Genomic DNA, 7,739 nt, shown 5'->3' with positions numbered 1-7,739 from the left:
TAGCAGGATCAAACCAAATGGCAATATTTCCGCGACTCATGAGTGCTCGGTTATATGCGGGCCAATTGGTTGTGCGGTAGATTTTGTGTGTAGGCTTCTTCATTTGAAAATTATATCGCTGAAAAACCCTTTACAGATAGGTTTGTGCAACAAAGCCCTTTATACTCGTTATATCTATTTTTTGTATTTAGTTTGGATAAAATCTTATAAAGAACAAAATTTATGCAAATTATTATTTTTAAATAGATTAATTAAGAATAATATATTGTTTTCATTATAAAATTATAAACAAAATTCAAATTACTAATCTTTAAATAAGATAAGTATTGAACTTTTATGCTCTATATCGAATATTACTTTGTTGATATGATGTGCAAAATTTAACGATTGAGCAAAGATGTTTCTAGTGATTTGAAAAAGTTAATCTTTTCCAAAGTGAAAGTACATATTCGACTGATATCGAATTGCACACTTGCAAAACTCACATTACAGTCATATGCATCAAATCAGGAATACCTGATTTAAAATCAATCGATCTCTCTATTGTTCAGCTAAGTTAAGCCTCGTTTGGGTGCTTACTCGGGAAGAAAAAATGAAAAAAATTCTAGGAATTGCGCTGGGTTTATCTGTTGTTTTAACGGGTTGTAGTAAACCTGAAGCACCTGCAGCAGATGCGGCTAAAACGGATACTGCAGCAGCTGAGCAAACAGTAACCATCGCATCGACTGGGTCTGATGCAGACATTTGGCGCTATATTGCAACTTTGCCAGAAACTAAAGCAGCTGGCTTAAAGTTAGACATTAAAAACTTCACTGACTATGTTGCAATGAATACTGCTGTTGCAAACAATGAAGTCGATGTAAACGCATTCCAATCTTATGCTTACCTTGTGGCATATAATGAAGCGAACACAGCGAAGATTGCCCCTCTTTCAACGACCTACTTAGAACCAATGGGCATCTATTCAAGCAAAGTAAAAACACTGGCTGAATTTAAAAATGGTGCAACGATTGCGATTCCAAATGATGGTGCGAACGAATCACGTGCATTGTTATTATTACAATCTGCGGGTCTAGTGAAGTTAAAAAATGACTTTGACTTCGTGAAGGGCACTTCGAAAGACATCGTTGAAAACAACAAAGCTCTCGTCATCAAGCCTATTCAAATGGCAACGGCTGTACGTGTGAAAGACGAAGTTGATGCAATTGTTTTGGGTAATACCCTTGCAATGGAAGGCGGTCTAAACGTATTGAAAGATGCGATTTACTATGAGCCAATCGATCAAACCACAAAAATGAACGTAAACGTACTTGCGGTGGCTGAAGCGCGTCAAAATGACCCTGTACTGAAAAAAGTCGGTGAGCTTTACCATGTCGCTGCAGTAGGCAAATATGTTCAAGAACATTTTGGCGGCACAAAAATTGATGTGAACAAGCCAGTAAGCTACCTTACTCAAGCTAAATAGTAATATAATCAAATCAACGAAACAGGCAAAGTCTCTTTGCCTGTTTTTTCATTTTTGTGTAGTTTTTGACGATATGATTCAATTTAAAAACATTTCAAAGCACTATCAGCTGAAAGGCCAAATCATTCCTGCACTGGACCAAATCAATTTGGACATTCCAGAAGGCAGTATTTTTGGCGTTATTGGCTATAGTGGTGCAGGTAAAAGTACCCTCATTCGTTTGATCAATTTACTTGAACGTCCAACCGAAGGCCAAGTAATTATCAATCAGAAAGACTTTACTGCATTAGATGCAAAAGCATTACGTCAAGAACGTGCAAATATTGGCATGATTTTCCAGCATTTTAATTTACTGCAAACCAAAACCGTTGCAGCCAATATTGAAATGCCCATGAAACTTTTAGGTTATAGCAAAGCTGAACGTGAAAAACGTTTGAATGAGCTACTTGAGTTTATTGATCTCAAACACAAAAAAGAAGCTTATCCAGATGAGCTCTCGGGTGGTCAAAAACAACGTGTCGGTATTGCACGTGCGCTTGCCAACCATCCTAAAATATTACTTTGTGACGAAGCGACTTCTGCACTAGACCCACAAACCACCAAGTCAGTTTTAGACTTGCTCAAAAAAATCAATCAAGAGCAAGGTATTACCATCGTCATGGTGACGCATGAAATGGATGTGATTCAAAGCATCTGCTCACATGTGGCCGTGATGGAACTCGGCAAAGTAGTTGAAACGGGGAAAACGGTGGACTTATTTAGTCGCCCGCAACATGCAACAACACAGAATTTTATTCAAACGATTTTGCATCAACAACTACCGATTAAACTTCTGAATAACCTCGAACATAAGCATCATCATAGTATTTACCGCTTACAGTTTCTGGGTAACTCTGCACACGAAACCGTAATTCAAAACTTAATTAAACAGTTTGATATTAGTCTCAATATCCTGTTTGCCAACATGATTGAAATTGATGGCAATGTGATTGGACAAATGTTTGTTCAGCTCTTGGGCGATGAAAGCCTGATTGCTGAAGCGGTTGAGTTTTTAAAACAACATGGTGTGGCTGTTGAACAATCAGGAGAGCTGGCATGAGAGATTTAATTGTCCAGTGGTTAACTCAAATCACAGCGCCTTTTTGGAAAAGCTCTTTATCGATTGACCAGTTTATTACTGCTTTGCAAGAAACATTTCATATGGTGTTTTTTGCAATGCTATTTGGCTGTATTTGGGGCTTTATTCAGGCCATCATTTTATTGGTCACACGTCCTGATGGTATTTTGCCCAACAAAGCGATTTATCACAGCCTCAACCCGATTGTGAATGCCCTGCGCTCTCTGCCTTTTATTATTTTACTGATTGCGGTTTTACCTTTAACCAAACTCATCGTCGGAACATCGATTGGCACGTGGGCAGCGATTGTTCCGCTCACCATTTATGTTGGACCATACATTGGTCGTTTGGTGGAAACTTCATTACTTGAAGTGAATGAGGGGATTATCGAATCTGCACAAGCCATGGGTGCAACTCCGCTACAAATCATCTTTAAATTTATTTTACCTGAAGCACGCAGTTCACTGATTTTAAACTTAACCACAGCCACGATTAGCTTAATTGGTGCAACCGCGATGGCCGGTGCAGTGGGTGCAGGCGGTATTGGTGACCTTGCTATTTCTTATGGTTATCAACGTTTTGACACCAGTGTCGTGATCCTCACGGTGATTGTGCTGTTGATCATGGTACAAATTGTACAATCCGTTGGCGATTGGCTATCTAAACTACGCTAACAAAATTAAGCTCTCAATATTGGGAGCTTTTTTCAGGTCTAAGTTTTATATAATCTGGCAAACAACACTTTTAAAAGCTATAACGATGAAAATAACAACTCTATTGATCAGTCTAAGTCTTTTGCCGATGCTCAGCCATGCAGCTTCAAATCCCTATAACTACGTCACCAGTATGAAAGTGAATCAGGTTGAACTCAATGCATCTGTGACAGCACATCAAGTCAGTCAATTACTCGCTCCTCCGAATGGAAAAACCAGCAAACAATATGCCGAATGTACAGGCAACTATGAATACAGTATTACCAGTACCCAGTCCAAAAGCCTAAAGTTTGAGATTTTTAACGAAGATAATCCAAAGATTCTGACTGAAAAATTCTATAAAGACAAAACGAGTTTAAAACAACTCGGTCAAACCAAAAGCCGTGTTTGGCTTGACTGGAAAAGCACTCAAACGATGAGCGAAAATATACGCGTGCAAAATATTCAGATCACACCGAATTATACTTTGCAGCAGTTTAAACAAGACTTTACATACAGTGCACAAGGCATGGCAGCATCAGGTGAAGCCCAAGTTTTGCTCTTGCAGCCCAATGAAATCAAAGCCTTTCTAAAAGAATCACAAAACTTTGCCTCACCCTACACGGCTTATCTCAACTTTGGTTTTAAGAATGGACGGTTAAGCAACTTTGCCATTCAGCAAGCAGTGGCCTGCTGAAGGCTTTTATGCCAAGAAACAATGCGACTAACATTGCCTTTTCTAAGTCGTTTTAAACTTACTGACAATAAAATAAACAGTCCAAACACTGCGGCCTATTAAATTTTGCCAATTCATTTGAATCGCACTCAGAATGAAGGCAGAGCATGTTAAACTATTCAGCGGTTTTTGCAGGGACTCACTTATGCACTTTGTACATCTTGGTATTCATACAGAATTTTCAATCACAGAATCAATTGTACGTATACCTGATTTAGTCAAAGCTGCTAAGGCAGAAGGTATGCCAGCCCTTGCCATTACTGACTTATCTAACTTACACGCTGCTGTAAAATTTTATGGTAAATGCTTAGATAATGGCATCAAACCGATTATGGGTTCAGAAGTTCGCTTGAACGATGCTGAACATCGCGTGACATTATTGGCGATGAGCAATGTTGGCTGGCGTAATCTAACCGAACTGGTTTCAGAAGGTTTTATCCGTGGTCAACAGCTTGATATTCCTTGCGTTGCAAAAGACTGGATTTTAGAACAAAACCATGACCTGATTGCGCTACTTGGCATGCGATCTGATGTCGGCAAAATGCTCTGTACATCGAATCCGCAAAAAGCCGAACCTTTACTCGAAGAATGGATTGCAAAATTTGGCAATCGTGTTTATTTAGCCCTATGTCGAACAGAACGCTCAGGTGAAGATGACTTCAATTATGAAGCCTTAAAACTGGCTAAAAAATACAATATTGGTGTAGTTGCGCACAACGATGTGCACTTCATGAAAGAAATAGACTTTGAAGCACATGAAGCCCGTGTCTGTATTGCCGATGGCTATGTATTAGGGGATAACCGCCGTCCAAAAAATTACTCTCCAGAGCAATATTTTAAATCTGGCCAACAAATGGCGGAATTATTTGCAGACATTCCCTCTGTAATTGAAAATACTTATCAGATTGCTAAACGTTGTAACGTTACCCTGCAATTAGGTAAATACTTCCTGCCTGACTACCCTATTCCAGAAGGCCATACCATCGACACCTACTTTGCACATTTATCCAAAGTAGGTTTAGAAGAGCGTTTAGACTTTTTATATCCACCTGAAACGCGTGATGAATACTGGCCTCAAAAACGTAAAGAATATGATGATCGTTTAGAGTATGAAATCGGGACCATTCTTAAAATGGGTTTCCCGGGCTACTTCTTGATTGTCATGGACTTCATCCAATGGTCCAAAGGTAATGGCGTTCCCGTTGGTCCAGGTCGTGGTTCAGGTGCAGGTTCACTTGTTGCTTACAGCTTAAAAATTACGGATCTCGATCCTCTCCCATACGGACTACTCTTCGAACGCTTCTTAAACCCAGAACGTGTTTCAATGCCCGATTTCGACGTCGATTTCTGTATTGCTGGTCGTGATCGTGTGATTGACTATGTGGCGCGTACATACGGACGCGATGCAGTATCACAAATTGCCACTTTCGGCACCATGGCAGCCAAAGGTGCTATTCGTGATGTGGCACGTGTCTTGGGCAAATCCTATGGTTTGGCAGACCGAATCTCAAAAATGATTCCGACCAAGCCTTTAGGTCTAAGCCTCGAAGAGTCGATTGAAGCAGAGCCACAACTTAAAGACATTGTCACCAACCCATCTAACCCAGACAATGACGATGCCGCTGAAATTTGGGAAATGGCATTAAAACTCGAAGGCATTACCCGTAACACAGGTAAGCACGCAGGTGGCGTGGTCATTTCCCCGACTAAAATTACCGACTTTTCTGCCGTGCTGTGTGATGCAGATGGTACAGGCCGTGTTGCGCAATACGATAAAGACGATGTTGAATCTGCAGGTCTAGTAAAGTTCGACTTCTTGGGTCTGCGCAACTTAACGGTCATTGAAGATGCCGTGAAGAATATCAATAAGCGCATTCAGCTAGATGTGCCTTTAGACATTGCGTTCATTCCGCTTGATGACAAAGATGCATACCTGATCTTTGCCAATGCCAACACCACAGCGGTCTTCCAGTTTGAATCCGTGGGCATGAAAAAAATGCTCAAGGAAGCACGCCCAAGCAAATTTGAAGAAATTATCGCCTTCGTATCCCTTTACCGTCCGGGTCCGATGGACCTGATTCCAGACTTTATCCACCGTATGCATGGTGGCGAGTTTGAATATCTTCATCCCCTACTTGAAGGTGTACTTGAGCCGACTTACGGCATTATGGTTTACCAAGAACAGGTGATGCAGGCAGCACAGTATTGTGCGGGCTATAGCTTGGGTGGCGCGGACTTACTTCGTCGTGCGATGGGTAAGAAAAAGCCTGAAGAAATGGTCAAACAGCGCCAAATTTTCACGGAAGGTGCAGCGAAAAAAGATATTGATGAAGCCACTGCCAACCATATCTTTGACTATATGGAAAAGTTCGCAGGTTATGGTTTTAACAAATCACATGCCGCAGCCTATGCCCTTGTAGCTTATCAAACTGCATGGCTCAAAGCGCATTATCCTGCTGAATTCTTAGCAGCGGTGATGTCATCGGAAATGCAAAACACCGATAACGTGGTGTTCTTGATTGATGACTGTCGACACAACGATATAGAGGTATTGCCGCCTTCGGTCAATATGTCTATCTATCAATTCCATGCTTCGGACGACAAAACGATCGTCTATGGGCTCGGTGCAATTAAAGGCGTCGGTGAAGCAGCGATGCAGTCAGTCATTGACTCACGTATTCAAGATGGGCCGTATCGTGACTTATTTGATTTCTGCCATCGTATTGATCTGAAAAAAATTAATAAGCGGACTTTAGAAGCGTTGATTCGATCAGGTGCTTTAGACTGTCTCGGCATTGAACGCTCAAGTCTAATGGCGCAATTACCTGAAGCGGTACAAGCGGCTGAACAAGCTCGCTCAAACCGTGAAACAGGCATCATGGACTTGTTTGGTGAGGTTGAAGAAGTACAACGTAAACCCGCTAAACCCGTTAAACCTTGGTCAGATGAAGTCCGTCTCAAAGGTGAGAAAGACACCCTAGGTTTGTATTTAACCGGCCACCCAATCGATGTTTATCGCACTGAGTTGAAAGCGTTTATTCCGAATAAAATTAATGAACTTACCCCAACCCGTCGTGGTGTTACTACGGTTTTTGCAGGTCTCGTGGTTGATGTAGCTAACTTCCCGAACCGAATGATGGTGACGTTGGATGATGGTACCTCACGAATTGAAGTCTCTGCGAATCATGAACGCTTTATGCGTTTTAAAGACATCATTCAAAATGAAAAAGTCGTGGTAATTGAAGGCGAAATTTACGAGCGTGAAGGTTTTGACCGTCCAATGGGACGCTTAACCAAAGCATTTACTCTGAATGAAATTCGTCAAAAACGCGCCAACTGTATTCAAATTCGTCTCGACCCAACACATAGTACAAAAACACTGAGTCAAGATTTAAAAAATATACTTGCACCCTTTTGTAATGTCGATATGTGTAATCACATTCCGCTGCAATTGCTGTTGGACTACCCGTATGCCACGGCCGAATTACACTTAGGGATTAATTGGAAAGTGGCGCCGCAGGATGAACTACTTTCTAAACTCCGTGACTATTTTGGTAAAGAAAATCTTCATGTGGAATATCAAGTCAAATCCAAAGCAGCCAAAGCGGTGAGCTATGAAGAAGCCAAACCTGTAGATGTACCACCGCCACCTGCGGATATGAGCATGGATGATGCCATGGACTTATATCAGGCTGAAGTCGGTCAGTTCTCTTAATTATTTAAATTTTA

Annotated in this window: 5 protein-coding genes and 1 pseudogene; 5 read left to right on the top strand and 1 reads right to left on the bottom strand. The window is 41.1% G+C overall.

Going from position 1 to position 7,739, the window contains the following annotated elements; genetic code table 11:
• A pseudogene (locus F986_RS18315) lies at nt 1-103 on the bottom strand (IS5/IS1182 family transposase); the annotation flags it as partial.
• Between the two features lie 489 nt (nt 104-592).
• Between F986_RS18315 and F986_RS14640 the strand changes: the two are divergent.
• The 5 genes from F986_RS14640 to dnaE all read left to right on the top strand — a co-directional run bounded on the left by F986_RS14640 (nt 593) and on the right by dnaE (nt 7,725).
• Nucleotides 593-1,465, top strand: a complete 873-nt coding sequence (locus F986_RS14640; RefSeq protein WP_004696377.1) for a MetQ/NlpA family ABC transporter substrate-binding protein — start codon at nt 593-595, stop codon at nt 1,463-1,465.
• Nucleotides 1,466-1,538: 73 nt separating this feature from the next.
• On the top strand, nt 1,539-2,564 hold the full coding sequence (locus tag F986_RS14635) for a methionine ABC transporter ATP-binding protein (RefSeq protein ID WP_004696375.1): 1,026 nt from the start codon (nt 1,539-1,541) through the stop codon (nt 2,562-2,564).
• Nucleotides 2,561-3,256, top strand: coding sequence for a methionine ABC transporter permease (locus tag F986_RS14630; protein ID WP_004696373.1), 696 nt, complete (start codon nt 2,561-2,563; stop codon nt 3,254-3,256). The genes F986_RS14635 and F986_RS14630 overlap by 4 nt, the downstream gene beginning before the upstream one ends.
• 85 nt (nt 3,257-3,341) lie before the next feature.
• Nucleotides 3,342-3,971, top strand: coding sequence for a hypothetical protein (locus tag F986_RS14625; protein ID WP_004696371.1), 630 nt, complete (start codon nt 3,342-3,344; stop codon nt 3,969-3,971).
• A gap of 184 nt (nt 3,972-4,155) precedes the next feature.
• Nucleotides 4,156-7,725 carry a DNA polymerase III subunit alpha gene (gene dnaE / locus F986_RS14620; RefSeq protein ID WP_004696369.1) on the top strand — a complete coding sequence of 1,190 codons (3,570 nt, stop codon included), beginning with the start codon at nt 4,156-4,158 and terminating at the stop codon, nt 7,723-7,725.
• Nucleotides 7,726-7,739: the final 14 nt, after the last annotated feature.

Origin of the sequence: Acinetobacter johnsonii CIP 64.6 (genome assembly GCF_000368045.1) — a bacterium.
In the GTDB taxonomy this organism is placed as follows: domain Bacteria; phylum Pseudomonadota; class Gammaproteobacteria; order Pseudomonadales; family Moraxellaceae; genus Acinetobacter; species Acinetobacter johnsonii.
Note: the sequence above shows the minus strand (reverse complement) of the source record. Positions and strands in the feature narration are given on the sequence as shown.